The organism is Acinetobacter sp. XH1741 (assembly GCF_041021895.1).
GTDB lineage: Bacteria > Pseudomonadota > Gammaproteobacteria > Pseudomonadales > Moraxellaceae > Acinetobacter.
Window position 1 is genome coordinate 2,775,682 of sequence record NZ_CP157428.1, and the last position, 26,692, is coordinate 2,802,373.

Below are 26,692 nucleotides of genomic sequence, written 5' to 3' on the forward strand. Positions count from 1 at the left end.
ATCTTGTTTAGTTCGTATTGTTCATACTTTCACGTATTAATTCATTTATATATTTCTTCATTCTAAAACACATCATCTTACTCCTCATCATAACTGGCATAACTTTTGCTCAATAATATTGTGCACAATTTAAATAACAGATTGTACACAATCTTAATTTCATTCTTTTAGCCAGAATTTTAAAACTGCTAAAGAACTTACCCCGCCTAACATAGGGAAGAGTGTTCAAGATGAATAATACAGAAGCAATAATTAAACCTTCTTATGATGCAAAACTAACAAATCAGGACTTAGCTCCCTTAAAAAAACAAAAATGGGGTGCCTACAATATTTTTGCTTTCTGGATGTCTGATGTTCATAGCGTGGGTGGTTATGTCATGGCCGGAAGCCTTTTTGCACTAGGGCTAAATAGCTGGCAGGTACTTCTATCTTTACTCATCGGCATTGCAATTGTTCAGTTTTTACAAACCTCATTGCCAAATCTAGTCAACAAACTGGCACCCCTTACCCTGTTATTTGCCGCGCAACCTTCGGTGTACTTGGAGCAAATATTCCTGCCGTTATTCGTGGGCTTATTGCTGTCGCTTGGTATGGCATTCAAACCTATTTAGCATCAAGCGCATTCTTATTGGTTATTTTAAAGTTCTTTCCAGAATGGTCAATTTACGCCAATGTTTCAAGCCACGGGTTTCTTGGACTTTCTTACTTAGGATGGGTTGGTTTTATGCTGCTTTGGTTATTACAAGCCATTGTTTTTTGGTCAGGCATGGACAGCATTCGTAAGTTTATTGACTGGGCAGGTCCGGCGGTCTACGTTGTGATGTTTGCCATGGCTGTATGGCTGATCTGGAAAGCTGGATGGCAGAATATTGATTTAAACCTAAGTGGTGTTCAATACGACGGTTTTGCGGTCGTACCCGTCATGATTGGTGCTATTGCGCTTGTTGTTTCATATTTTTCAGGGCCTATGCTGAACTTTGGTGACTTCGCTCGTTATGGCAAAAGCTTTAATGCCATTAAAATGGGCAACTTTCTTGGTTTACCGATTAACTTCTTAGGTTTTTCTTTACTTACTGTAGTTTGTATTGCGGCAACCTTGCCAGTATACGGCAAGCTCATTACCGACCCTGTCGAAATGGTTGGCAAACTTGATAATACCTTTGTGGTGATTTTAGGCAGCTTGACCTTAATGATTGCGACTATTGGGATTAATATTGTCGCCAACTTTGTGTCACCTGCCTTTGATTTTTCCAACGTTTCACCGAGCAAAATTAGCTGGCGCATGGGTGGAATGATTGCAGCAGTGGGTTCAATTTTCATTACCCCATGGAATTTGTTTAATAACCCTCAAGTGATCCATTACACCATTGATATTTTAGGTGCATTTATTGGCCCACTTTTTGGCGTATTACTAGCCGATTTTTACCTCGTTAAAAAACAAAAAATTGTGGTAGATGACTTATATACCTTAGATACCAAAGGTTCATATTGGTACAAAAATGGTTATAACCACTCTGCCTTTTATGCCTTAATTCCAGCTTCATTAATTCCTATTCTATGTGTGCTTTTACCACAATTATCTGCCTTTGCTAATTTCACATGGTTTATCGGAATGGGATTTGGTTTTGTCATTTATCGATTTCTTAACCAACCACTTGTCCATACTAAATCGGCAATGACGAAGGTAAAAGTACAATGAAAATTAAAATTATTAATCCTAATACCACTCAAAGTATGACAGACAAAATTGCGGCATCAGCAAAGATAGTCACAAATTCTGATACTCAAATTATAGCAGTGAGTCCTCAAATGGGCCCTGCAACAATTGAAAGTTATTATGATGAAGCCCTAAGTGCAGTAGGTGTGCTGGAGGAAATTCGCCAAGGTGAACTTGTAGGTGTAGATGCTTATGTTATTGCCTGTTTTGGTGACCCTGCACTTTATGCTGCCCGTGAAATAACTTTGGCACCTGTGATTGGGATTGCTGAAGCAGCAATGCGAACTGCAAGTTATGTTAGTACTGGTTTTAGTGTAGTCACAACCTTAGAGCGTACAGTGAATATGAGCTGGCATCTGGCTCATCGCTATGGGGCTACGCCATTTTGCAAAAATATTCGAGCTTGTGATATCGCAGTTGAAGAGCTAGAGCTTCCTGACTCAGACGCCTATCGAACCATACGAGATGAGTGCAAAAAAGCACTCACAGAAGATAAAAGCGATGCAATTGTTTTGGGCTGTGCAGGTATGAGTGACTTATGTTTAAAGCTACAAAATGAGTTGGGAGTGATTGTTATTGACGGCGTTGCAGCAGCAGTTAAACAAGCTGAAATGTTAGTTCAGTTAAATTTAAAAACCAGCAAAGTTGGTGATTGGGCCTCACCTCCTGTAAAGAACTACACAGGCATATTGTCAGGTTTTGGAATGCGCTAAAAAGTTATTGTTTCAATTCCAACACAAAACCCTGTGCTGGAATTGAAACAAAGAATAATTAAAAGAATTAAGTCTCTGCTAACTCTGGCTGTTGTTCGTTTTTATAAAATGGCACATCACCATTAATGGTTGCACGGTGCATGATGCGATGGGCATCGCCATAATCAAATAATGCTTTATGTTGCGTACAACGGTTATCCCAAATCGCGACATCACCATCTTGCCATTTCCAGCGTAAATGAAACTTCTCTTGAGTTGCATGTTCAAACAAGAAATTAAGTAACTGTTCGCTTTCTTGTTCAGCTAACTCATTAATTCGAGTGGTAAAGCCTTCACTTACAAACAACAAAGGCTCACCTGTAACCGGATGGGTACGCACCACGGGGTGAACCACTGGCGGGTTACGCTTAAATGTTTGCAAAAGCTTTTCTCGCTCTTCTTCGTTATGAGCAAAACGTTCAAGTGGAAAAGACTTACGAATATCGTGGGTTGCAGTTAAGCCACGTAATTTTTGCTGTAGCTCAAGCGAAAGCCCTTTAAAAGCTGCGGTATTACTCGACCACAACGTGTCACCGCCTACGGGTGGAATTTTAATGGCTTGTAAAACACAGCCCAAAGGTGGAGTTTTACTAAATGTCACGTCTGTGTGCCAAAGTTCATTATCACGTAAATCTTGTTTCCAACTGTCGAGCACCATCACTTCAGGCACCTCTTCAATAGAAGGATAAATCGGGTGCACATGTAAAGTGCCGAAACTACGTGCCAAGTCGGCTTGTGCTTGAGGTGCCAATTTTTGCTTTCGGAAAAAGATGACTTGATGATCAAGCAAAGCCTGCTGGATTTGTTGCGTCGTGTGTTCATTTAACGCATTCAAATCGACATCATGAATAATTGCGCCAATGGTAGGCTTGATCACTTCAATATTTAAATTTGCTACGACTGTATTCATCTTCTTTACTACAACTGCTGACCATACCAAGGAGAAAACTGTTTTTGTAACCAACGTAAAAACAGCTCAAAACTAACTGCGACAATCGCAATCACAATAATGCCCAGAATCACCGTATCGGTAATTAAGAACTGCGCTGCCGATTGCACCATAAAACCAATACCACGATCTGCTGCAACTAACTCTGCTGCAACTAATGTTGACCAACCTACCCCGAGACCAATACGAATACCGGTAATAATATGAGGTAAAGCGGTTGGTAAAATTACATGCCAAAAGACTTGTGATTGACTTGCTCCTAGCGACAGTGCAGCACGCTCACGATTAAGCTGATGGCTTAACACACCATGCGCACTACTAATAATGACAGGCGCCAAAATCGAGAAGAAAATCAAAAGTACTTTTGTGGTTTCTCCAATACCAAACCAAATCACCAGTAATGGCAAATAAGCTAACGGTGGAATTGGACGTAATAATTCAACCAAAGGATCTAGAACAGCGCGAACCCATTTGTTCAAACCCATCCATAAACCCAGTGGCACACCAATCACTACAGCAGCAATCAAGGCTAAAAATACTCGAGAGATACTGGCTGCTAAGTGTTGCCACAAAGTTGCTTTCATAAAGCCTTCTTGGCTGACCGATATAAATTTCTGCCATACGGCCTGTGGACTCGGTAAAAATAGCTCAGGTACGATATGCAAAGCAGTAATGAGAAACCAAAGCGCAACCACACTTCCCACACTGATTATGCTAACCGCCAAAGTTCGATGCTTCTCAAAAAATGACAATAAAAATGAAGCTTTTTCGGATTGCGCATCTGGCTTAAGTTTTAGCTCTGTTTTGTCATATTCATAGACGTTATCTTTAGTGTTCATATAGGTAACGCCTCCTTACCGCTTTGTTTTTGTGCCCTTAAACTTTCAAATAGCTGTTCTCTGAGCTGAATAAATTGAGGGTCCGATTTAATCGAGCGAATAGACTCACCCTGACGATATCGTTCAGCAAAATCGAGATGTAGAGTTTCTACAATTTTGCCCGGATGTGCTGTCATCAGAACTAACTGATTACTCAGCAACAATGCTTCTTCAATGTCATGCGTAATTAAAAAGAAGCTTTTATTTTGTTGAATCCATAAATCGAGCACTAACTGCTGCATGTTTTCACGTGTAAAAGCATCTAATGCAGCAAAAGGTTCATCTAATAAAATAAACGGCGCGTGGCTGATCAAAGCTCTGGCAATACCAACACGTTGTTTCATACCACCGGAAAGTTCCCAGATATTGGCTTTTTCAACGTGACTTAAACCTACAATTTTTAAAATTGCGTTCACTTGTGCTTCAATCTCTGCACGCTTTAAACCTTTTAACTGCAAAGCGAAGCCAACATTATCTGCAACATTCAACCAAGGAAGTAGAGCATGATCCTGAAACACCACAGCACGGGTTACATCCGGTCCATTTACCACTTCATGATTTACAAGCACATCACCTGAACTCGGCTTTTGAAAACCTGCCAAGATATTAAGCAAAGTCGTTTTGCCACAACCTGACTCACCTAAAATGACGGTTAAAGAGCCTTCTTCAATGGTTAGGTTAATGTCTTGTAAAACTGGCTTTTGCTGTTTAGGAAAAGTCAGATGAATATGTTTGGCTTCTAGTACACTCATGACAACTCCTTAAGGCTGCAAAAATGAAGAATTCACATTGCCTTTATAATCGGCTTTAAGTTGATCGACCTTGCCCTGACCTTTTAAGAACTTCGCTGTATCAAAAATATTTTGCGCAAATTCACCATCTAACGTTTGTTTTTGCTGAGCACGATCTAGGTAAATATTTCCACCTAATAAAAGCGGGATATCTTTTGCATCAGAACCTGTGAGCTGCGCAATTTTTTGCACGTTATCGCCATCTCTCACATAAGCTGCTGGGTCTTGATTATATTTTTCAAGTTGCTCAAGTGTGGTTTTAACAAAAGCTTTTAAGAAGTCAGGATTTTTCTCGGCAAAGTCTTTACGTACCACCCATAAATCATAAGTTGGAGCGCCCCATTCACCGACTTGTTTTGAATCAGTTAAAACCGTACCAGATGCTTTAGCTTTACTTAAAGCAGGTTCCCACACATAGGCAGCATCAATATCACCACGTTCCCAAGCAGCTGAAATTTCAGGTGGACGCAAGTTAATAATTTTTACTTTGTCTTCTGGAATGTTCCAATGTTTAAGTGCAGATAAAAGGCTGTAATGCGTGGTTGAAACAAACGGTACTGCAATGGTTTTGCCAATTAAATCTTTAGGGCTTTTGATGCCTGATTTATTACTTACCACCAATGCTTCAGACCCACCAAGTTTTGATGTAATTAAGAATACTTCAATAGGTAAATCACGGCTGGCCGCAGCAGCAAGTGGGCTCGAACCAATATTACCGAGCACGACATCGCCTGATGCAAGTGCATTGACAACGTCTGAACCAGCATCAAATTTTTTCCACTGGATGGTTCGTTGACTTTGTTTTTCGTAGTCGCCATTGGCCTGTGCAACTTTACTTGGGTCAACCCCTGTTTGATAAGCAATCACAACAGGTTTGCTATCACGAACTGACGCACTTGTATTATTGTCTTTCTTATTTTGCCATACGATAAAAGCAACAATTGCGACTATAACAATTGCCGTGATAATCAACGGTTTGGTCTTAGTGCTCATAATTTCATGATCTTTCAATAATATAAGCTCATGGTATGCAGCTGACCTTATAATGAAAAATAAAAAAATGTGCGTTGCTTATCTAATTTTTATAAATAACTTTTCCTTATAAGTTTTTATCTTTTGGTAAAAAGCAAATATTAAACAACTTTACAGCTTAGCGGTAAAATTAAAATACTTATATATCAATAATTAAAAACGTTATTCAAAAAATAGGTGATGAGAAAAACCTGACATATAACCTCTAATTATTTTATCCTACTCATATTTCAGCATTTTATTTTTGTCTCTTACATCCAGAGCTTTGTGTCTAATTACTTTTTTGATTTTTTATAACGGTCAGATTTTATTATCTTTTTATCTTAAATCTTCTGCAAATATTAAGATTTGAGCAAATCTTTTTCTGATTTATACATGACTTAAATTCAATTTTTATTTTTAAGAGGAGAAAAATTCTTTTGTTTAAACATCCCCCAATTTTCAAAAAAACATTCATCGCGACGACTTTAATTACATTTAGCCTTTCAAGTCAGGCAGCCCTGACCTTTGGTAATGCTGAAGAAGGTCAACTTAAAGTAAGTGGTACTGTACGGGCCAAATATGTTTATGATTTTGACTCTGAACCCTCTACCAGTAAATTTTCCTTTAATGATGCAGTATTATGGCTGGACTACAACTCTCCAAAATGGATTGGCCGCCTAGATTATCGGGTTTATGAATATTATGGGCGTTTAGGTGATGCCAATTGGCTGACCGATGCATGGCTGGGTTATAAAATTAATGAAAATAGTAAAATTATTGCTGGCTTAAACCCTGTTCCTTTTGGCTTGGGTCGCTTTTGGGGAAATACTTATTATTTAGGTATTGCCAATAGTGCAGGTTGGGAAGATGTACATAACCTTGGCGTAAAATATGATTTCAATGATGGAATCAATGAAGCACAACTCGCCTTTTATCCTACCGATGGTGGCACCTATAGAGGTAAAAGCAAAGACTCGAGTCGATTTAGTATCAACCCTGTCAACGCGGATGACTCTGTACCACAAGGCACCAATACTAAAGAAAAGAACTCCATTGTTATTCGCGGTGCTCATACCTTTAAAAATGTCTTAGGCCAAGAAAATTTCTCTACCCAACTGGGTGCCTCTCTTTGGTATTCCACTATTGAAAATAAACGTTCAGGGCAAGATGGCGATCGCCAAGTCTATTCAGTTTTTAGCAATACCAATTATAACCAATGGAATTTACAGCTTTTGGCTGGTTATCAAGACATTGATAATGCCGATGCTCAATATAAAGACCACCTGACTTTGGGCGGTTTCGATTATTCATTTAACTCTGCAACTAAAGGTCAGATTTACTCAGCCGAACTGAGCTATTTATTTCCTCAGCAGTTTGGCCCAATTACCTCTGTTCGTCCGTATTTAAACTATAGTTCTTATCGAAAAGATCAAGATGGCTTTAAAGACTCCACCCGTTTTATTCCCGGCATTGCCTTTAACTATCAAAAATTGACGGTACAAGCCGAGTTGCTGATGGGTAAACACGATCCATATCTAGGAGATAGTGAAGGCCTTGCGGCTGGTGGAACCAATGATAAATGGAATAAAAAAGCATTTGTGATTTTTGCTTATTACTTCTAACTCCAAAAATAAAGGCTAATAGCTGTTAGCCTTTATTTTTATTTGGATATTTATTTTCACTCTAGTCGATTACTGGTGAATTATTGAGAGGAAGTTCTGGACCAGATTCATCGATAACATCAACATCTTGAGCGGTAGGCTCAAACTTAATGAGTAGTCCAATTACAATTAAAGGAATAAACGCAAAGATAGAAATAATCAGGTAAACATCGGTTTTATATCCCGCCATCCAGATCGGTAAAACAAACAAAGCAATTGCTTGAGCAACGCCCGTTACTGCACGGTTAAAGCCGACACCAACACCACGAATCGAAGCTGGATAAGCCATAGTTGGATACACCATCATTTGTGCCCCAGGCCCAAAGCCTTCGGCAAAAAGCCATAAACCGAGCATGCCAATTGCGGTATAGAGTAAAAAGCTATTACCGGGTTCACCAATGAATGCCAAGGCAATGAGCGCTATAAACTGGAGTAAAAAGCCTGTAAGCAACACATGACGAGATTTAAATCTACTGGCAACAAATACGCCTAACAGCCCACCCGTAAATGCAAACAGTAAATTAAGCCCAAGTGTGGTGATAATGGTCGTCAAGACATCGGTATGAAAGAAACGTGTTAAAATAGAAGGTAAAAAGAAGGCAATGGTCGTGTACTGAAATGCCACCGAAATGTGAATCACAATGGCCACAATAGTTCTTGGTAAATAGGTTTTATTAAATAAAACTGCAAAACCCTCGCGCTTTTTCTTATCACTAGTTCTTTCTACTTTTTCAACTGTAGCAACTGCATGAATTGCATAGGACTCTTGTAGAACTTTAGCTGCACCTTTTAAATCGCCTTGGTTTGCAAGCCAAATGGGTGATTCAGTTAAATATTTACCGCGAATAAAAATAATGAGTAATGCTGGCACTGCTCCAAAAATTAAAGATGCTCGCCATAACCAGTTGCTATGCTCAGGAGGTAAAAGAAAGTAAAGCGCCAGAACTAGACCAAAACAGACCGAAGAAGCGGCATACCACATTGGGCACCATGCAGCTAAACGCGCTGCCTTGTTGCTACTACCGTTAAATTTAGAAAACTCAGATAAGTATGACATTGCCACAGGCAGATCAATACCAACACTAATTCCCATAATAAAACGGGCTAAAATCAAAACCCATACATTCGGTGCAAAACCAGCGACAATTGCCGCAATAACAAACAGCACCATGTCTGCCATAAAGACCCGATAACGGCCAATTTTATCTGTCAGCCAACCACCAATCAGGTTACCCACAATGGTTCCGCAGACAATTGCTGAAGCCACCACACCCGTCATGACAGGGCTTAAAGAAAACTCTGAGATGACTTGCTCAATACCAAAGGACAGCGTTGTTAAATCATAGGCATCAATAAACACCCCAATCAGTGCCAACCAAATAACTTTATTCGATTTACCCTTCCCTGCAAATTTGGAAATTAACTGTGAAACATCATCGGGAGATTTAATTTCATAACGATGGTTATGATCGAGTTCTTGTGTGCTCACTTAATAATTCCTGTATTTTAATCACAGAAACAAAATAATGATTATTCACATCATACAAAAACAAATTAATCTGATTTTTTAATCTTAATTATAGAATTATTTTTTCATTATTAACTCAGCAGTAAAATCGATATAAAAAGGCAAAATAAAAGCTGGTATTTAACCAGCTATTTATTTAAAGGCTTTTCAAAATATTAACTCGCCTCAGCAAGTTTTAACTCTTTTAGATTACGATATTTTGCACCGCGGTGATTTCCAGGCAAATATGGCCCAGCACCAAATAGTTTTTCTCTTAATGTTCCTTGTGTATATGAGGTTTGATATACCCCTCGTTTTTGCAACTCTGGCACAATAAACTCCACTACATCGGCAAAGGTTTGATGCGCCAAAATGTAGGCAAGGTTAAAGCCATCGACATCGGTATCTTCAACCCATTGCTGTAGAGCATCTGAAACTGTTTCTGCTGAACCCACCAGTACTGGTCCATTACCACCTAAGCTGTTCCAATTTGCAATTTCTTCAATAGTCCAAACACGCTCTGGATCTGCATTTACATAAGAGTCTAGTAAAGATTGAATCGCGTTAGTTTGAATATATTCAACTTTGTCCGTTGGTTGATATTGTGAAAAATCAACACCAGACCAACCAGACAGCAATGTTAACGCTCCATCGTAGCTTCCATAGCTTTGATATTCTTTAAACTTAGCCTGTGCTTTTACATCGGTTTCATCAGTGACAATCGACAAAAGTACATAAATTTTGACAGAGTACGGGTCGCGACCTTCTTGAGCCAATTTTTGCCGAATACCCTGTACCACTTTTTTAGTCGCAATTTTAGACGGCGCTGCAATAAATACACACTCTGCATTTTGACTGGCAAACTTCTGCCCACGTGAGGATGCGCCTGCTTGGTAGAGTACTGGCGTTCGCTGCGGTGATGGTTCACAAATATGGATGCCGGGTACAGTAAAGTATTTACCTTCGTGCTGAATCGGATGCACTTTTTTATGGTCAGCAAAGATACCACTTTCACGATCACGAAGTACCGAACCTTCTTCCCAAGAACCTTCCCAAAGTTTATAAAGGACTTCTAAGTATTCATCGGCAATATCATAGCGATTGTCATGATTAATCTGCGTTTTTAGGCCCAAGTTTTTCGAACCACTTTCCAAATAAGACGTCACGATATTCCAACCAACTCGCCCTTTGGTTAAATGGTCTAGCGTGCTAATACGCCTAGCAAATGGATAAGGATGTTCAAAGGAAATCGAAGTCGTGACACCAAAACCCAAGTGCTTTGTGACTGCTGCCATCGCTGGCACAATCTGTAGCGGATCATTGACTGGAACTTGCACTGCCCCTGTTAAGGCATGTTCGGCACTTTGATGATAAACGTCATAAATACCAAGCACATCTGCAATAAAAATACCGTCAAAAAAACCACGCTCAAGAATTTGTGCTAAATCTGTCCAATATTCTATATCTTTATATTCAACAGATCGATCTTGAGGATGTCGCCATAATCCAGGAGATTGGTGGGCAATACAATTCATTTCAAAAGCATTAAAACTAATTTTCTTAGTCATAAAATATTCGCCAGCATTTTATTTATTTTTATACTAAAGCAATTTTTAGGTTTTCTTTATAATATAAACCCCAAACAAAATATGATTTTATTCTAATAGATTTTTATATTTTATTTTAAAAAATATAAATAATATTAAGCCACTAAAATAGCAGCTTAATATCTAAAAATATAATTTATTGTTTAGCAACATTCCCTATTCGCCATTGATACGGTGGTAATGTGCCGTTTACACTAAAATCACCGACAATTCGATTTTTAAATACTCTCGGGTTGTGTGAAGATAAAGTTCTTACATTACGCCAGTATCGATCTAGGCCTAAATCTTTGTCTGTTGCAGAAGCGCCTAAAGCGTCAAATAAAATCGTAGACGCATTTAAAATTAGATCGGTAATCACCGTTTGAGACTGTGCACTTTCAAGCTCGGCAAGTGCATTTTGCTCCTCCTCAAGCTGCTCATTATTTTGAAAAGCAGCCAAGTAAGCACGTTGTAAGCTTTGCGCGACTTTTTCAACAATCGCCCCTGCACTGTAAGCCGCGCCACGGATTTGGCCTACTATTTGTAAAATCTGCGGGTCCTGTTTTACAAATTGAGCATTTGCATGTGTGTAGTTTCGAGTACGTTTAGCAACAGCTTGAGAAACATCATAGGTTGCAGCACGTCCTAGACCCGTAATAATTGCCAGTTGCACCAGTTGATAGTAAGCCGCTGAATATTTAAAGCGATCATCGTCGGGTAAGATTTCAGTCTCATCGACCAATACGTCATGGAAATATGCTGTACCGCTTGCGGTGAGTTGCTGACCAAAGCCATTCCAGTCATCAACAATTTCAACACCTTCATCTTCACGGTGAACAACGACCGAGCCAGATTCACCCTTTAAGTCTGTGACACCAACATCCACCCAGTCTGCATATAGACTGCCTGTGGTGTAATATTTTTTACCTTTAACACGAATTTTACCGTCAGCGTCTCGATATAAGTGAGTTTCAAACTGATCAATTGACTCTTTCCCACCTTCAGACCATGCACTACCGACTGTTTCCCCATTTGCAATTCTGCTAAGCCAACGCTCCCGAAACGCTTTATCTTTACTTACCAAGACATCTTCAGTGAAACCGAAATGCACACGCAAAGCTTGCGGTAAATTTGAGTCAGCTTCTGCAAGTTCAATGAGCAATGCAAATAGCTCTGGAATGGTTGCATCAAAGCCGCCATGGGCTTTTGGAAGTCTTAGCCGTGTAAAACCAATATCTTTAAGCCATTGAAGTTGTTCATAGGGCAAAATATGCTGTTGCTCACGTATTAAAGCCCCTTCTTTAATACGAGCAAAAGTCGGTCTGAAATTTTTTGCCAATTCATCATATCGTGATGACGGCCCTTCGCCCCACACCCGAGAAATAATTGAGGCTTGACTTAATGCAGCGTGGGTTAATGAACCGAGATGATGCTCAAAATTTAAATTTGTCATGTAAGTAAAACCAATATTGCTTTGCTTTTACCATAAAATATTTATTTCACATGAAAACGATTATTTTTTTATAACTGTATTCATTCTTTATATAAAGTCATAAAAAGCCTGCAACCACTAAGCTAGTGCTTTATTGGATAGACTATGCTGACTTTGCAATAAGGTTTGCATATATTCTGAATAGACAGATAATTTTTCAAAAATATGCTCTGAATAAAACATATCATCAATTAAATGCGTCATTTGAGGTGGGGTGAAAGTATCACATAGTCCCACAAGTTCGGCATTCATCAATGCAAACTGTGCGCATAATTTCACATAAGTTTCATCTTTATTTTTGAATAATAATTTCCGCATATCTAACTGATCTAAGCCTTTTAGATCTTCATCTTTTAGTGTTTTGATCCAATGAATTTTTATTTTTAAGAACTGTTCAAGTTGCTTTAAAACTTCTAAATCAAGCTCCAAATGCGTTATTAAAAAAATTGTAGAGAGATCACTTCGGCATAGCGCTTTAACGAAACTTAAATAAATAAATTCAACCTCGCTCAGCACGGCTAACTCTAAATCCAGATATATTTTTAAGCTCTCTAAAACCTCATCTACCTTAAACAGCACTTTTTTATCGGCTTGATAATATTTACTGAGAATATAAAGGACAGGTTCAGTCGCAGGTGTCGTATAAATAGCAGCCTTGTTTAGGTTTGCAAAAATAAAAGGTGAAAATAGATAAGCCAAACTGCTTTGCTGCGGTTCAATATGAGATTGAATTAAATATACAGTTTGAGATTTAGAAAAATCTCTGAGCACCTTGGCTCTGAGTAAAGTTGCTTCAAAATTTACATAAATTTTTTCTAGTTGGTTCACGATAGATGTTGGAATAGGCTGATCTTTAATAAGTTTATTTAGGATATTGAGTTGAGAAGTAATAAACATTTTTTAACATCCAAGCTATTTGAGAAGAGCTACACTTAAACCAAGGTCTTTAATAATCTACGCAACAACCAGACCTCATACAGAACAACAAGGGAATAGAAAAGAAGAAATTTATTCTGCGCTTATAGGTAATTCCAAAGTCACATTCACATTGTTTTGAAGGTTGATTTTGGTCATCCATAAATCTTGTTCATTTTTATTTTGAACGTTAGATAGTTGGATATATAGCTACAGATAATTGAAAAAAAACTATAGCACCCATTGTCATTGCTTCAAGCTGTTATAGTTTTATAAAAAATTTCTGTATCTACATATACAAAAATAGTGAGTGCATGATTAAGAAAACTTCTTAAGGTAGGTAGTTTTCATGAAACGTACTTATGTTTGCCAAAAGATATTTCATCAATGTTTCAGTGCAACATGCTTTTTTACAAATGCAACATCAAGCCTAAACTTTGTTAACAGATTAAAAACAATTAACCATTCTATTCTCTTGAAATATCAATCAATTACATTGATTTCAACATTTGGCATTTTACTTGCTAAGACTACTCATCACATCGGCAAGTTTAATGATCAAAATGTTTTTTTACCTGAATTTAAGCATTTAACACAATCCATCATCATCAGCTAGTTCACAGGGGGAAAGTTTATGAGCCTCGGTCTAACCGCTCTAGAATTAGCGCGAATACAATTTGCTTTTACAGTTTCTTTTCACATTATTTTTCCAGCCACTTCCATCGGTCTTGCCTGCTTTTTAGCAGTTTTAGAGTGGAAGTGGTTAAGAACAGAAAACCCGATTTATAAAGATCTATTTAAATACTGGATCAAGATCTTTGCAGTTGCCTTTGGTATGGGCGTTGTTTCGGGCGTAGTCATGAGTTATCAGTTCGGTACCAACTGGAGTGAATTTTCTCGTATTGCCGGCAGTATTACTGGTCCCTTACTGACCTATGAAGTCTTGAGTGCCTTTTTCTTAGAAGCAGGTTTCTTAGGCATTATGCTGTTTGGTTGGGGACGTGTCGGCCCCAAAGCCCATTTCTTTGCCACACTCATGGTTGCAATTGGTACCTGTATTTCCATGTTCTGGATTTTATCTTCCAATAGCTGGATGCAGACACCCCAAGGCTTTGCCATCGAAAACGGTATTATTGTGCCAAAAGACTGGTTGGCTATTGTTTTTAACCCTTCCTTTCCTTATCGCTTTGCCCATATGGGTGCAGCAGCCTTCTTGGTTTCATCATTATTGGTCGTAGGAACATCTGCGTGGCATTTAGTAAAAGGCCGTCGTGATGAATTGGTAAAAAAATCGTTCTCGATGGGCCTTTGGATGGTACTTGTGACCTCATGTCTACAAGTGGTGATTGGCGATAATCATGGTTTAAATACTCGTGAACATCAGCCTGCCAAGCTTGCAGCAATGGAAGGTCACTGGGAAACCAATCATAACGAGCCTATGCCACTGTTACTATTTGCAATTCCAGATATGAAAGAAGAGCGAAACCATTTTGAGGTGGGTGTGCCCCACTTAGGCAGCTTAATTTTAACTCACAGTTTAAATGGTCAAGTCACAGGTTTAAAAGATTTCGTACCAGAAGATCGTCCTAACTCAACCATTATTTTCTGGAGCTTCCGTGTAATGGTGGGTCTTGGTGTACTCATGGTCACCTTGTCACTCATTGCCCTTTGGCTACGTAAACGCGGCAAACTTTATGATACTTCATGGTTCCATAAATTTGCCTTATTAATGGGTCCAGCAGGTTATGTAGCAATGCTTGCAGGCTGGATTACCACAGAAGTAGGCCGTCAACCTTGGGTGGTATATGGCATTCTGCGTACTAAAGATGGGTTATCTCATACTGTATCGGCAGATCAAGTCGGCCTCAGCCTCTTTATTTTTGTAGTGGTATACACCATCGTTTTTGGTAGCGGTATTTACTACACCTTAAAACTCATTAATAAAGGCCCAGCATTCATCGATACGCCAAATATCGAGTCTGGTGGTGTTGGTCACTTTAAAACACCAATGCGTCCACTTAGTGCCGTCGATGAAAACATTGACAGTAAACAAAACTCTGGGGAGAACCGTCATGATTGATCTTTCTTTAATATGGGTCGGTATTATCGGTTTAGGTGTCATGATTTATGTGGTCATGGATGGTTTTGACTTAGGAATTGGAATCATGTTCCCTTTCATTAAGAACAGCCAAGAACGTGACGTGATGATGAATACCGTCGCCCCTGTCTGGGATGGTAATGAAACTTGGATGGTACTCGGTGGTGCTGGTCTATATGCAGCCTTTCCACTGGTTTATTCAACAGTTTTATCTGCACTTTACCTGCCTATTATTTTCATGGTGATTGCCCTGATTTTCCGTGGTGTAGCATTTGAATTCCGCTTTAAAGCTCATCGTACCAAACATCTTTGGGACTTAGCTTTTATTTGGGGTTCTGTTTTAACCAGTTTCTTGCAAGGGATTATTTTAGGTGCCTATATTCAAGGGATTAAAACCGAAAATGGTATTTTTGCTGGTGGTTCGCTTGATTGGTTATCTCCATTTACGATCTTCACAGGTATTGGCGTAGTAGCTATGTATGCCACTTTAGGATGTGGATGGCTCATTTTAAAAACTGAAAAGAACTTGCAGCAACGTATGTATGAGCTTATGCCAAAGCTGATTATTGCACTGCTCGTTATTTTTGGTGCTGTGAGTTTATATACGCCTTTGACTCATCCAGAAATTGCAGATCGCTGGTTCTCTTTACCAAATCTGTTCTATTTTAGTCCTGTGCCTATCTTGGTCTTATTATTTGTTGGCCTCATTTTATCAGCATGTAAAAAGCAGAATCATGACCTTAAGCCATTTGCATATACCTTAGCCCTCGTTTTCCTTGCATTTACTGGTTTTGTGATTAGTTTATGGCCATATATTATTCCACCATCAGTCACCATCTGGCAGGCCGCAGCACCTCATTCAAGCCAGATGTTTGCCTTGGTTGGCGCACTTATTCTGATTCCAATTATTATTGCTTACACCATTGTGTCTTACTGGGTATTTAGAGACAAAGTTCGTGTAGGTGATGAAGGCTATCATTAAGTATGGAGGGTTTCATGAAAAAGTCATCCGTTAAACTTAATCAAACCCAATGGTTTATTCTGTTATGGCTTGGTGGTTTTTTTGCCTTAGCTGTAATAGCGGGTTTGTTTAAAGTGATATTGATGTATGCAGCCCCTTACTTAAAGTAAAACCATTATCTTGATATACAAATGCCGTTTGTAGATTCTGCAAACGGCATTTATTATTGATTCAGTGCATCTTTTATTTTTTTATTTCGCGCAGCTCCTACATGTATAAATCAGAACAACTCGCCCATAGCATTCGCCAACTCATTGAAAGCGGCACTTTAAATGCACATGAAAAATTACCTTCGTTAAGAGATCAGGTACAACGCTCTGGTTTTAGTTTAATGACCGTGATGAATGCTTATCAAGAGCTTGAATCACAAGGTCTGATCTATTCAAAAGAAAAATCAGGATATTTCGTTGCGGAGCAAATTGCGCTTAAACCATTAGAACAATATTCAGCCGTTTCACTGAACTCTAAAATTGAAATTAATTCATTAGTTTTTAAATATCTTAAATCGATTCAACATGAATCTATTGTACCTTTTGGTTCAGCTTTTCCAGATAGTCAGCTTTTAACTGCGCCTAAACTTATTCAAATTATGGGACAACTTGCACGGCAAAGACAAAGCTATAACCAAACAGCAAGCTTACCTCCCGGTAATTTATCCTTAAGAAAACTGATCGCTCAGCGCTACTGTATGCAAGGCATACAGACCGACCCAGATGACATTGTCATTACATCAGGCGGGCTAGATGCACTAAACCTTTCCCTGCAGGCGGTTGCTCAGCCCGGCGATTATATTTTATTACAGCAAACTGTGTTTTATGGTGCTTGGCAAGCCGCTGAACGGTTAGGCCTTAAAGTGATTACCATTCCTGAACATCCTCAACATGGTTTTGACTTAGACGCTTTTGAACAGGTGATTAATACTTACCCCATCAAAGTATGTTGGCTCATGCTAAACGCGCATAACCCGATTGGCTTTACAGTAAGCGATGACATTAAATATAAAATTGCCAAGTTGCTTCACGAACACCAAATTTATTTGATTGAAGACGATGTATATGAAGAGCTTTTTTATGGCGGCCAAAAACCACTTTCAATGAAGTATTTTGACCAACAAAATCTGGTGCTTCACTGCTCTTCTTTTTCTAAAACATTAGGTGCAGGTTTTCGAGTCGGTTGGGTCTATGCAGGTAAATTTTCAGACCATATTCAGCACTTACAGCTTATGAGTACGATTTCCGTCAATGCACTCATTCAAAATGCACTCGTTGAATTTTTATCGCATCATCATTATGAAAAACACTTACGTACCCTTAGACTTTCACTTGAACGTTATAAAAAGCAGTTTTATCGTTATTTGAAACAGCATCTGCCAGCATCTTGTGAAGTGTATTACTACCCAAGTGGTTACTTTCTTTGGGTTAAATTGCCAAATAGTTTAGATAGTATGCAAATCCATGAAGAGCTCATCCAACAAGACATTGGTGTTGCCCCAAGTCCACTATTTAGTGTTTTACCCACACAGCAGCATTATTTGAGAATTAATTGTTCTTTTGAATGGAACACTAAAATTCAAAGTGCATTAGATCAAGTGATTAAAACCATTAAACAAAGGGTTAAATCAAATCCTTAAAAGAGCTACTTCGACCTAAGCACAATTTTATAATGGTTGTTTTATGCTAACTTTATAGTTCAAATCTATAGTATTAAGGGAAATAGGTTCAAAGGATTAATATGGAAATTGATGAAGAACTCACCCTTAAAAAAATACAGATTTTTTTGGCTTTCATGCGCTGTGGAAATTTGTCTAAAACAGCTACAGAAATGCAGCTGAGTAATGTCAGTGTTCATAAGGCACTGCATTCTTTGGAAAGTGCCCTACGTTGTCCGCTATTTAAAAATGAAGGCCGTAACCTGATTCCTTTAAAAAGTGCTTATGTGTTTGAAGAACGGGCGCAAAAAATCGTACAAGACATTTTTATCACCGTAAATAAAACCAGAGAAGCCGCAGGTTTCGCAGCCAAGGTTTTACATTTGGGGTCTCTTTATTCTTTGACGGTAAATACAATTCCAAATGTGATTAGCGGTCTTAAACTCAGACGTAGTGAGCTTGATATTCAATTATTACTCAGTTCAAATCAGGACTTGGTGAAAAAGCTTAAAGCAACAGAGCTTGATGCCATTATCGTGGCTTTAAACGAAACCACTCAAGATGATGATTTTGAAATTTTGCCGATGTTTTCAGATGACATTTTTCTGGCAGTCAATAAAGATTCAAAATATGCTGACTTTAAAGACATTGATTTAAGCCTTTTAAAAGAAGAAACTTTTTTAACTTTAACTAAGGGTTTTGCAACTCATAACGACAGTGACATCATTTTTAAAAAAGCGGGTTTTTCACCTAAAGTTGCTTTGCAGGTCAATGATATTTTTACCCTCATTAGTATGGTCAGCTCTGGCGTCGGTTTCGCACTATTACCCGGTCGTATTTCTGCGGTTTATGAAAGTTCAGTTAAACTTATTCCGCTTAAACAGCAATACCACATGCAACAAGAAATCGGTCTGGTCTTTTTAAAAAGTAAAGAGCGCGACCCGAATTTACTTGCTCTGATTGCTGAATGTCGAATGTTTGCCTCTAATTTTAAGAAATAAAAATAAGGGCCGTTGTTTTGCTAACAACAGCCCTTTTGTTTAAGCACTATATGCCTATTAACCCACCAAAGCTTTAACCGCGAAGAACAAAACAGTCGGTCCCATTAAGCAACCAAGACCTGTATGGAACGTTGCTGTAAGTGCACCGTAAGGCACTAAACGGCGATCTGTCGCTGCTAAACCAGCCGATACACCACTTACAGTTCCTGCTAAACCACCAAAAATCATGGCAGAACGTGGATTGTCTAATCCCATAAATTTTGCGGTGAGCGGCGTTGACACCATTACACAAATTGCTTTCACTAAGCCCGTTGCAATTGAGAGCGCCATAACTTCAGAACTCGCACCAATTGCAGCCCCCGTCACTGGCCCCACAATGTAGGTCACAGCACCCGCACCAATTGTGGTAATACTTACCGCATCACGGTAGCCAAAAATCCATGCAAACATACAACCGACAATAAATGGCAAAATGGTCCCGAGAAATAAAGAGAAGGCGCCAATAAATCCGGCTTTTTTCGCCTCAGTTGCTTGTACTTCAAATGCTGTTGCTACAATGGTAAAGTCACGAAGCATTGCACCGCCCATAAGCCCTACACCTGTAAAGAGTGCAAGGTCGGTCAAGCCTTTTTCACCGCCAGTCATTTTTCCGCCACACCATGCCAAAATCAAACCAATCACAATCGCAATTGCTGAAGCATGCACACGTCCATTGGTTAAATATTTAGATAGCTTAGTCGACAGCCACATAATTAGGGCAATTAAGGCGAAAGCTGTAATTAAACCTAAATGGGTTAAGTCTTTTAATAATAATTCAACCATGAACTTTACCTCCAATGCGGTTTAATGTGGTGTCCTCTTCTTTAGGTAAAGGGCTGGCTTTGTTATAACGACTTAAACCGGCAATAGTGAGTGTACAAACTGCAACTGATACTACAGCAGCAAACAGTGCCATATGACCACTAGATAAAGCGGCAACTACATTTTGTTGTGCTGCCATGGCAACAACAACCGGAATATACATGGTGCCCCAGAATGAAACGCCTTTTTCGGTTTCAACTGTCATGACACCGCGTTTTTCCATCCATAACCGTATGCAAATGAGTAAAATCATGGCGATACCCACGCCACCAACGTTGGACTTTACACCCAATAAAACGCCCAACAAATCGCCGACAATAACACCCACCAAGGTGCAAAGTGCGAGTAAACCAACTCCATATATAATCATGACAATCCCTCATATCCTTGGATCATTTATGCTTTTGTAAATCAGATTCAAAAAGATCAATAATTCTGATGTTCTTTTTGCATCGCAATCTGAATGCTGTCTATACGTGTCCCTTGAAATGACAACACGGTTCCTTCTTTAAATGTTCGGCGTGCAAGTGTAGTTAGTACCGTTCCTGGTAAAGCTTCTATCTGTAACCTTACACCTCGCTCCCATGCAGCTTGGATGGTACTTTCCCAATCTACAGTTCGACTCATATTAAAAGCCAAGTCATCACCAATCTGTTCTGGCCTTCCAAGCGCACGAGCCGTTGTACCACTTAAATAACGTATTTTAGGCTGCTTTAAAGTCACTCCCTCCATAGACGCTGCAAGTTGCGTTGCTTGCTGACTTAATAACTCACAGTGCGATGGCACCGATACATCTAATTTTTTTGCCACCACGCCTTGTTGTTTTGCTAAAACCGCAACTTGGTTCATGGCTTCAAAACTTCCTGAAATAACGATCTGGTTATGTGCATTAATATTTGCGACAAAAACCTGTGGCGTTATTTCATTAATTTGTTTCACCCATCCTTCGACAGTTGCACGGTCTGCACCAATTAGGGCCGTCATGCCATAGCCAGTGGGGTAAGCGTTTTGCATGAGTTCACCCCGATAGGCAACTAAACGAATAGCATCTTCATAGTTTAAAACGCCTGCTACAACCGCAGCCGACCATGCACCAATCGATAAACCCGCTACATAATCAGGTGTTAAGTTTTCAGCCGTTAATAGGGCTGAACTCACCACACCTGAAATCAGTAAACAAAGCTGTACTGCACGTGTCGATTGCAATGCAGCCGAACTGTCCAGCATCAAGACATCTTCTTTGAGTGCATCCGATGCACGCTCAAGGTATTCTTTCACCAGAGCGGTTTGTGGCAAGTCGTGCAACATATTGCTTCGTTGCACACCTTGTCCCGGATATACCCAAATTGAAGCCATACTATCTATTCCCTAATTCCATGGGTTTTCTACTAAAACAGCACCGTCCGGACGTTTCAATAGAACTTTTCCACTATTTCTGGCCCATTCTTTTAACGCCAACCCACCTTGTGGAAGTTGTAGTTGTATATCCACATTCAGCCCTGCTTGCTGAAAATTTTCGAGTAACTCAATCGCCTGCTTTTTGGCAAAAGGCTGTTCGGCTCGAATCAACAAATCTATGTCACTTTGCTGAGTGACTGCTTTAACGCCCGTTGCCAGTTCAAACCCGAAACTTCCTGTATATCCCCAACATCCTGAAAAGTTTTTCATAATGCTGGAAATGGTCTGTAAACGTTCTGCCAAGTGTGCAAACTGCTGTGTATCTACATGGGTCAGCGCTTCGGGTTTAAGCTGTTTGCTAATCGCAGATCGTGGCATTTGCGCTGCATATCGTTGATAGCGAAATTGCCCTCTTATACCCACAGCCACCTGATCTACAGGAGTAATTGCCCGTCGAACCACAACAGGATCACCTCGTAGCAGAACCTCTTTCACCCAAAGCGGAGCATCATTGGCCAAGCAATCGACCGTCATGCCCCACAGTAAATCATGGGCTTCAAGCTCAAGTTTCATGACCATTGCTCACGCAATAATTCACGGACCTTTTTAGACATCTGACGGTTTTGGCCGTGAAGTCTTTGTTCCAATCCTTTCGATTGCTCAGCATGAATCTCTTTAAATGCTTGTATAATTGCCTGCTTAACTAACGAAAGATCATGGTTTGTCGGTTGTTCAGGGTTTTCAACAGATAACAGTTCAGATAACAAACCCAGCGTGGCATAACTTTCAATGTCATAAGCCATTGGAGGAATGCTTGATGCCAATTGCTCTAACTCATCAACCGAGCGCAAGGTAACGCGTGCAGCAGATTCTTTACCCATCGCATGCACCATAACACCTGAATCTTTTAAGGCAATAATACGATTGGCTTGGTATCCATGCGCCAAGAAAGCACCCGACATCGACTTACCAACCAATAAACTGAGAATAGGATGACCTGCCAGTCTGGCTCTGGCATAGCTATCTACTGCACCCGCTAAAGCCTGATGGATACCTAATAATTCTTCACGGCGCCCATAGGCCTGACTTGGAACATCAACCAAACATAAAATAGCGCGTTTAATTTCAGCCTGTGCATCGGCTTGAATCACGTCATCAACTGCTTTTGCTAAACTCCAACCTTCCAAGAGTCCAACTTCACCTTGTCTCGCCCGAGGGAACAAATTATTACTGTCTTGGACAACTGCAATCACACGTACCGCTTGCTGATCGACTTGACCATCAGCCACCCAAACAGAAGCTGGAAAACCTTCAACTGTCTTAAAGCCTTGCGTGAGTGATTTAAACCAATGTGCACCACGTGTAGATGCTTTTAATGTATCAACGGCGATATTCATGCTTGCTCTCCTTGATACAAAGCGTGAACCTGTGCTGGGGTAATCTGCTCGGCAGTATCGACTTGTTGTAGCTTTTCTAAATAGAATGAGTAATTTGAACTACGATGCTGATGAGGTACGCCTTGGACTAAATAATCGATGACTTGCTGACGAATTTTCTGGCGATCATCGTCTACATAAGCATCTGCCAAGCCACTAGTGAAGCGCTGATTACCACCAGTAATACTCCATATAAATGGGCGATCTTTGGCGTTATATTCTTGTACACCGGCTTCTTGTTCGATCACTTGCGGGCCATTTAGGCCTAAACGTCCTTCTTGTGTCATTACAATATAGCTACATAGTCCAGCTGCAATTGACATTCCACCGAAGCACCCTACGCTGCCTGCAACAACAGCAATCACAGGCTGATACTGACGTAAGTTCACAATTGCAGCCTGAATTTCAGCAATGGCTGCCAAGCCCAGATTTGCTTCTTGTAAGCGAACACCACCCGTTTCCAACAATAAAATTGCCGCTGTTGGAATACCTTTTAGATTGTCTTCAACTGCAAGTTCTAAGGCACCCGCAATTTTGGCACCGCCCACCTCGCCTAAACTTCCGCCTTGAAATAAGCCTTCAATAGAAATTAGAACTACTGAGCGTTCTTGAATAGTTCCCTTTGCAATCACCACACCATCATCGGCTTGCGGCACAATATTCTGCTTAACGAGCCAAGGCGACATAACACGCGCAAATGGGTCGAGTAACTCTCGAAACGTCCCTTCATCTAATAACGCTTTGGCACGCTCTCTTGCACTGAACTCAATAAAATCTTGTTTATTTAACAAGCTCTCGATATCAGTCATGAGCAATCTCCTCTAATGCTTGTTCCAGACGTAAGCGAACAACGCCAGGAGTTGCACCAAAGTCATGAATATCAATATTGACCGCTGGTGGTATTTGAGCAGTAAAAATCCGTTCAAAAAGATTGTGCCAACGTGCTGCACTGCCATCTACGGAGGTGACGACATGAATAGAAGTTTTTCCCTTTTCACCGGGTTCCATCAGAATTTCTAAATCACCCGAACCCACACACCCCACCAACGCTTTTTTTACAGGTGGTTCTGTGCCCACAAATTCAAAATGAAGTGTTTCCATAATCAAAATCCCTCTTTATTTTTTAAAGATGACTGCTGAGCACGATCTATAAACAATGTTGCTGCCAACAAATCTGCGGCACCACCAGCGGAGGCTTTCATCCGAAGTAGATCAATCTCTAAAAGATGCAAAGCGCGACGACCTTCTAAGCTTGAGCTACCGCCCAAATCCAGTACTTGCTGAGCACCTTGTTGCATACGCTTTAAACCAGATGTTCCAGAGCGATAAAGCACACAGGTATCGGTCAGATCAGTCATTATTGCAAGCAAGGCATCTAAGCGAGCGAACTCTTCTTTCATGGGTTTACTACGACTTTGGTAAAGCTGTTTTAAGCCAAAATTTACGATGGTTGGAAAGCCCAGTTGCGCCTGTTCTTTGGCACCTAAGATGCCTAATTTCTTTTGTACTTGCTGACCATGACTTAAAGCCTGCACAGGCACAAAGCGGTCTTCAAGCTGAGCAATCTGGCCTGCTAACTGGCATAGCTCAACAGCTGATAAATATTGTTGATTGCTACGTGCCAATGCCGCCGCCGTCACCATTAAACCTAATGCCCAAATTGCACCGCGATGTGTATTGACGCCATCTGTCGCCAACATCATGACTTTTTCACCTTGGCGACCAATTTCACCAATGTCTTCGCGTAAGGCCAAACAAACTTCACCATGGTGTATGGCTGCTTGAGCCATTTCTTCAAACATCGGGCGTAAACTTTTTGCAGAGCGCTCCATTAACTCCAAAGTCAGGTCATCATGTGCACCATTACCACGGCGATCTACCAAGGCTGGTTTGGGTGTCAGATTAACTTCATCAATTAAAGCCTCAACCGCCATATCTGCCAAAAGATGACTATCACTAAGTGTTTGATATTGAACTTGTGCCATCATTACCAACTCCTAAATTTTGCAGGAGGTTGATATAGCCCATCGGACCATGTCACTAAGTCGGCAATATTTTTTGCAGCTAAAAGCTCACGTGTCGCATCAGTGCGGCGAATACCTAAATCTTCAGGGAATACCACTAGGCCTTCGCTTCTTAAACGTGCTGTGGTTTTAGGGTCCTGAGTTAAACCAATACTGGTCACGCCTGCCACCGCAGCAATCATGGCTTGGCGCTCTTCTTGGCTGCTTGCTTTATATAGATAAGCAATGCCTTCTTCGGTAAGTAAATGGGTTACATCATCGCCATAAATCATGATCGGTGCTAAAGGCAAACCTGCTGTTTTAGCAACATCAATCGCATCAAGGCGTTCTACAAAAGTTGGTTTGCCACCCTCTTGGAAAGTTTCCACCATTTGAACAACCAGCTTTTTACCACGTGCCAAATAAGTTTCTGTTTCATTAGCACCTTGCAAACGCATATCAAGCCATGCTGGCGTATCGTGACGACGGCCACGCGGATCATGCCCCATGTTTGGTGCACCACCAAAGCCCGCTAAACGCCCTTTGGTAACAGTTGAAGAATGCCCCATACCATCAATTTGCAAAGTCGCACCAATAAATAGATCAACGGCGTATTGACCTGCGAGCTGACACATCATGCGGTTGGAACGTAAAGCGCCATCACGACCTGTAAAGAAAACATCAGGCCGAGCTGCAACATATTTTTCCATACCGAGTTCGGTACCAAAGCAATGCACGCTTTCAACCCAACCTGTTTCAATCGCTGGGATTAAGGTTGGATGCGGATTTAGTGTCCAGTTTCGGCAGATTTTTCCTTTTAACCCCAAAGACTCACCATAGGTCGGTAAAATCAGTTCAATTGCTGCCGTGTTAAAACCAATGCCATGATTTAAAGATTGCACATTATGCTTTTCATAAATTCCGCGAATTGCCATCATGGCCATAAGTACATGTACTGGCTTGATGTGTTTCGGGTCACGCGTAAATAACGGTTCGATATAAAAAGGCTGATCTGCAACTACCACATAATCCACCCACGAAGCAGGAATATCAACACGTGGTAAATCGGTTACGTCATCGACCAGTTCATTGACTTGAACAATCACAATACCATCACTAAAAGCGGCAGGTTCAATAAGTGCTGGAGAATCTTCGGTACTTGGACCTGTATAAATATTGCCTTGACGATCTGCCATAAAGCCCGCCGAAAGCACCACATTTGGAATGAGGTCAACCACCAAACGCGAATACAATTCAATATAGGTATGAATCGCACCAATCTCTAATCGTCCATCTTCAATTAACTGGCTAATACGTAAACTTTGTGGGCCAGCAAAAGAAAAATCGAGCTTACGCGCAATGCCTTTTTCAAACAGATCAAGATGTTCCGAACGTCCAACGCTTGGCATGATCATATGTAAATCATGCAAAACATCTGGATTGGTTTGTGCCAAAGAGCGCGATAAGAAATCGGCCTGCTTTTGGTTATTTCCTTCGAGTACAACTCTGTCACCCGGAGTAATCAGGGTTTCTAAAACTTTAATAATGTCTTGAGTTGGAATGACCACACCATCGGTATATTGGTTTGCCATCTCTAGTTTTAGTTGTTTGGCATGACGCCGCTTTGTCCATAACCGTTCTTTATTCTGAACTGAACCTTCCATGTGTTTACCTATAGATCGCAGTTTTGTTCTGAATCTATAAAAACGCTTTATTGACTTTCGATCAATCAACCTACATCAGCAGTCATTAACTTCAGGTTAATGATTTATTTTAAGGTGGCTAAAAAGCATGTGGGAGACTAGATACATTCAATATTCTGTATAAAGAAGCTTATTTATAAAAACCAGTTTCAATTGTTTTGTATCAAACTATCAGATGATAGAATATTAAGTCTGATTAATCAGATACAATTACTTGATAAGAAATAGTTTATGCCAAAGAAATATTGTTATATCTGCCAT

General features: G+C 40.1%; 24 protein-coding genes and 1 pseudogene. 8 read left to right on the forward strand and 17 right to left on the reverse strand.

The window, feature by feature from the left end; genetic code table 11:
• Positions 1-230 precede the first annotated feature (230 nt).
• Positions 231-1,699: pseudogene (locus tag ABLB96_RS13220) on the forward strand (NCS1 family nucleobase:cation symporter-1).
• Positions 1,696-2,430, forward strand: a complete 735-nt coding sequence (locus ABLB96_RS13225) for an aspartate/glutamate racemase family protein (protein WP_348897012.1) — start codon at positions 1,696-1,698, stop codon at positions 2,428-2,430. Before ABLB96_RS13220 ends, ABLB96_RS13225 begins: the two are co-directional and overlap by 4 nt.
• A 67-nt stretch (positions 2,431-2,497) precedes the next feature.
• On the opposite strand, the gene tauD is transcribed toward ABLB96_RS13225, so the two are convergent.
• The 4 genes from tauD to tauA are packed head-to-tail and all read right to left on the reverse strand — an operon-like array spanning position 2,498 to position 6,098.
• Positions 2,498-3,379, reverse strand: coding sequence for a taurine dioxygenase (tauD, locus tag ABLB96_RS13230; RefSeq protein WP_348897013.1), 882 nt, complete (start codon positions 3,377-3,379; stop codon positions 2,498-2,500).
• An 8-nt stretch (positions 3,380-3,387) separates the two neighbouring features.
• Positions 3,388-4,257: a taurine ABC transporter permease TauC gene (gene tauC, locus ABLB96_RS13235; RefSeq protein WP_348897014.1), complete on the reverse strand. Its 870-nt coding sequence runs from the start codon at positions 4,255-4,257 to the stop codon at positions 3,388-3,390.
• A complete protein-coding gene (locus tag ABLB96_RS13240) occupies positions 4,254-5,048 on the reverse strand; it encodes an ATP-binding cassette domain-containing protein (RefSeq protein WP_348897015.1) in 795 nt (264 codons plus the stop codon). Before ABLB96_RS13240 ends, tauC begins: the two co-directional genes overlap by 4 nt.
• Positions 5,049-5,057: 9 nt before the next feature.
• Positions 5,058-6,098, reverse strand: a complete 1,041-nt coding sequence (gene tauA / locus ABLB96_RS13245; protein ID WP_348897016.1) for a taurine ABC transporter substrate-binding protein — start codon at positions 6,096-6,098, stop codon at positions 5,058-5,060.
• 440 nt (positions 6,099-6,538) lie between these two features.
• Between tauA and ABLB96_RS13250 the strand changes: the two genes are divergently transcribed.
• Positions 6,539-7,723: a hypothetical protein gene (locus tag ABLB96_RS13250; protein WP_348897017.1), complete on the forward strand. Its 1,185-nt coding sequence runs from the start codon at positions 6,539-6,541 to the stop codon at positions 7,721-7,723.
• Positions 7,724-7,784: 61 nt separating this feature from the next.
• On the opposite strand, the gene ABLB96_RS13255 is transcribed toward ABLB96_RS13250, so the two are convergent.
• From ABLB96_RS13255 to ABLB96_RS13270, 4 genes are all read right to left on the reverse strand, one after another.
• On the reverse strand, positions 7,785-9,251 hold the full coding sequence (locus tag ABLB96_RS13255; protein WP_348897018.1) for an MFS transporter: 1,467 nt from the start codon (positions 9,249-9,251) through the stop codon (positions 7,785-7,787).
• 194 nt (positions 9,252-9,445) lie between these two features.
• Complete coding sequence (locus tag ABLB96_RS13260; protein WP_348897019.1) at positions 9,446-10,837, reverse strand: LLM class flavin-dependent oxidoreductase; 1,392 nt, start codon at positions 10,835-10,837, stop codon at positions 9,446-9,448.
• A gap of 175 nt (positions 10,838-11,012) precedes the next feature.
• A complete protein-coding gene (locus ABLB96_RS13265) occupies positions 11,013-12,308 on the reverse strand; it encodes an acyl-CoA dehydrogenase family protein (protein WP_348897020.1) in 1,296 nt (431 codons plus the stop codon).
• A gap of 117 nt (positions 12,309-12,425) precedes the next feature.
• Positions 12,426-13,244 (reverse strand): hypothetical protein, encoded by an 819-nt coding sequence (locus tag ABLB96_RS13270; RefSeq protein WP_348897021.1) that lies wholly within the window; start codon positions 13,242-13,244, stop codon positions 12,426-12,428.
• A 652-nt stretch (positions 13,245-13,896) separates the two neighbouring features.
• On the opposite strand from ABLB96_RS13270, the gene ABLB96_RS13275 reads away from it, so the two are divergent.
• The 5 genes from ABLB96_RS13275 to ABLB96_RS13295 all read left to right on the forward strand — a co-directional run bounded on the left by ABLB96_RS13275 (position 13,897) and on the right by ABLB96_RS13295 (position 19,030).
• Positions 13,897-15,342 carry a cytochrome ubiquinol oxidase subunit I gene (locus ABLB96_RS13275; RefSeq protein WP_348897022.1) on the forward strand — a complete coding sequence of 482 codons (1,446 nt, stop codon included), beginning with the start codon at positions 13,897-13,899 and terminating at the stop codon, positions 15,340-15,342.
• Positions 15,335-16,342, forward strand: coding sequence for a cytochrome d ubiquinol oxidase subunit II (gene cydB / locus ABLB96_RS13280; RefSeq protein ID WP_348897023.1), 1,008 nt, complete (start codon positions 15,335-15,337; stop codon positions 16,340-16,342). Before ABLB96_RS13275 ends, cydB begins: the two co-directional genes overlap by 8 nt.
• Positions 16,343-16,356: 14 nt before the next feature.
• A complete protein-coding gene (locus tag ABLB96_RS13285) occupies positions 16,357-16,491 on the forward strand; it encodes a DUF2474 domain-containing protein (RefSeq protein ID WP_348897024.1) in 135 nt (44 codons plus the stop codon).
• 101 nt (positions 16,492-16,592) lie between these two features.
• Entirely contained in the window at positions 16,593-18,011 is a 1,419-nt protein-coding gene (locus ABLB96_RS13290) for a PLP-dependent aminotransferase family protein (RefSeq protein ID WP_348897025.1), read from the forward strand.
• A 101-nt stretch (positions 18,012-18,112) separates the two neighbouring features.
• Positions 18,113-19,030, forward strand: coding sequence for a LysR family transcriptional regulator (locus ABLB96_RS13295; RefSeq protein ID WP_348897026.1), 918 nt, complete (start codon positions 18,113-18,115; stop codon positions 19,028-19,030).
• Positions 19,031-19,087: 57 nt separating this feature from the next.
• On the opposite strand, the gene madM is transcribed toward ABLB96_RS13295, so the two are convergent.
• The 9 genes from madM to mdcA are packed head-to-tail and all read right to left on the reverse strand — an operon-like array spanning position 19,088 to position 26,392.
• Positions 19,088-19,852 (reverse strand): malonate transporter subunit MadM, encoded by a 765-nt coding sequence (gene madM, locus ABLB96_RS13300; RefSeq protein WP_348897027.1) that lies wholly within the window; start codon positions 19,850-19,852, stop codon positions 19,088-19,090.
• The gene (gene madL / locus ABLB96_RS13305; RefSeq protein ID WP_348897028.1) at positions 19,845-20,261 is read right to left on the reverse strand and encodes a malonate transporter subunit MadL; all 417 of its coding nucleotides are present in this window, start codon (positions 20,259-20,261) and stop codon (positions 19,845-19,847) included. Before madL ends, madM begins: the two co-directional genes overlap by 8 nt.
• A 56-nt stretch (positions 20,262-20,317) precedes the next feature.
• The gene (mdcH, locus tag ABLB96_RS13310) at positions 20,318-21,247 is read right to left on the reverse strand and encodes a malonate decarboxylase subunit epsilon (RefSeq protein ID WP_348897029.1); all 930 of its coding nucleotides are present in this window, start codon (positions 21,245-21,247) and stop codon (positions 20,318-20,320) included.
• 12 nt (positions 21,248-21,259) lie between these two features.
• On the reverse strand, positions 21,260-21,868 hold the full coding sequence (locus tag ABLB96_RS13315; RefSeq protein WP_348897030.1) for a malonate decarboxylase holo-ACP synthase: 609 nt from the start codon (positions 21,866-21,868) through the stop codon (positions 21,260-21,262).
• Complete coding sequence (mdcE, locus tag ABLB96_RS13320; RefSeq protein WP_348897031.1) at positions 21,859-22,686, reverse strand: biotin-independent malonate decarboxylase subunit gamma; 828 nt, start codon at positions 22,684-22,686, stop codon at positions 21,859-21,861. The genes ABLB96_RS13315 and mdcE overlap by 10 nt, the downstream gene beginning before the upstream one ends.
• On the reverse strand, positions 22,683-23,534 hold the full coding sequence (locus ABLB96_RS13325; RefSeq protein WP_348897032.1) for a biotin-independent malonate decarboxylase subunit beta: 852 nt from the start codon (positions 23,532-23,534) through the stop codon (positions 22,683-22,685). The genes mdcE and ABLB96_RS13325 overlap by 4 nt, the downstream gene beginning before the upstream one ends.
• Entirely contained in the window at positions 23,527-23,826 is a 300-nt protein-coding gene (locus ABLB96_RS13330; protein ID WP_348897033.1) for a malonate decarboxylase subunit delta, read from the reverse strand. Before ABLB96_RS13330 ends, ABLB96_RS13325 begins: the two co-directional genes overlap by 8 nt.
• Before the next feature lie 2 nt (positions 23,827-23,828).
• Positions 23,829-24,713 (reverse strand): triphosphoribosyl-dephospho-CoA synthase, encoded by an 885-nt coding sequence (locus ABLB96_RS13335; protein ID WP_348897034.1) that lies wholly within the window; start codon positions 24,711-24,713, stop codon positions 23,829-23,831.
• Positions 24,713-26,392 (reverse strand): malonate decarboxylase subunit alpha, encoded by a 1,680-nt coding sequence (mdcA, locus tag ABLB96_RS13340; protein ID WP_348897035.1) that lies wholly within the window; start codon positions 26,390-26,392, stop codon positions 24,713-24,715. Before mdcA ends, ABLB96_RS13335 begins: the two co-directional genes overlap by 1 nt.
• Between the last annotated feature and the right edge of the window lie 300 nt (positions 26,393-26,692).